Origin of the sequence: Chromohalobacter sp. 296-RDG (genome assembly GCF_029889885.1) — a bacterium.
Classification (GTDB): Bacteria; Pseudomonadota; Gammaproteobacteria; order Pseudomonadales; family Halomonadaceae; genus Chromohalobacter.
In genome coordinates this window covers 1-952 of record NZ_JARANY010000253.1, presented here as the reverse complement: position 1 = coordinate 952, position 952 = coordinate 1, and the positions used below count along the sequence as shown (strand labels likewise).

Genomic DNA, 952 nt, shown 5'->3' with positions numbered 1-952 from the left:
AGCGCAGTGACGGTATTCGCGAACACATCGATGCTGATGTCATCCAGCGCCTGGTGCTCGCCATACCACAAGCTGAGATCGCGTACGCGTACGCTCAGGTTTTCTTCAACGCTTTCGTTGCGTGTTACCGGCTGCCCCTTATCGGGTGTCACGTCGCTATATTGGTCGCGCACGGCATCATCCGACGCCAAGGACTGATCTTGCTGGGTCTGAAAATTCTGCAGGGTCGTGTCGTTCATGGCGATGAGTCCTGTCGGAAGTCGCTTACCAGCGACGTTCGAATTTGTTGCGTAACCACACGGCGAGCGCATTGAGAAAGATCAGCACCGCCAGAAGCACCAGGATGCCGCCTGCCGTCTTCTCGGCGAAGGCGCTATTCGGCTCGCTGGCCCAAGTGAATATCTGCGCCGGCATGACCGTCGAGGCGCCCGTTATCGAGATCGACGCATCGGGAATGAAGGCCACCATGCCCACGATGATCAGCGGTGCGGTCTCGCCCATGGCCTGCGCCAGGCCGATGATCGAGCCCGTCAGAATGCCCGGCAGCGACACCGGCAACACGTGATCGCGCACCACCTGCCAACGTGAACACCCCACGCCAAATGCCGCATGACGGATACTATCCGGCACACTGCGAAGCGCCGCACGCGTCGAGATGATAATCACAGGCAGCGTCATCAGTGCCAAAGTCAAACCGCCTACCAGCGGCGAGGAACGAGGCACCCCGAAGAAGCTGATATAAATTGCCAGCCCCAGCAGGCCAAACAGGATGGAAGGGACGGCCGCCAGATTGTTGATATTGATTTCGATGATCTGGGTCAGTTTGTTGTCGGGGGCGAACTCCTCGAGATAGACGGCCGTCATCACGCCCACCGGAAAGCATACCGCCATGGTGACCAGCATGGTCATTACCGTCCCGATAGCCGCCGAGGCAATCCCCGCCATCTCCGGC

The 952-nt window shown here is 59.2% G+C and carries 1 protein-coding gene and 1 pseudogene; both read right to left on the bottom strand.

Annotated features, from left to right (window positions below; genetic code table 11):
• A pseudogene (locus tag OP495_RS18310) lies at positions 1-239 on the bottom strand (hypothetical protein); the annotation flags it as partial.
• Between the two features lie 25 nt (positions 240-264).
• Positions 265-952, bottom strand: a 688-nt coding sequence (gene pstA / locus OP495_RS18305; RefSeq protein WP_280571195.1) for a phosphate ABC transporter permease PstA, incomplete at its 5' end; no start/stop codon positions are given.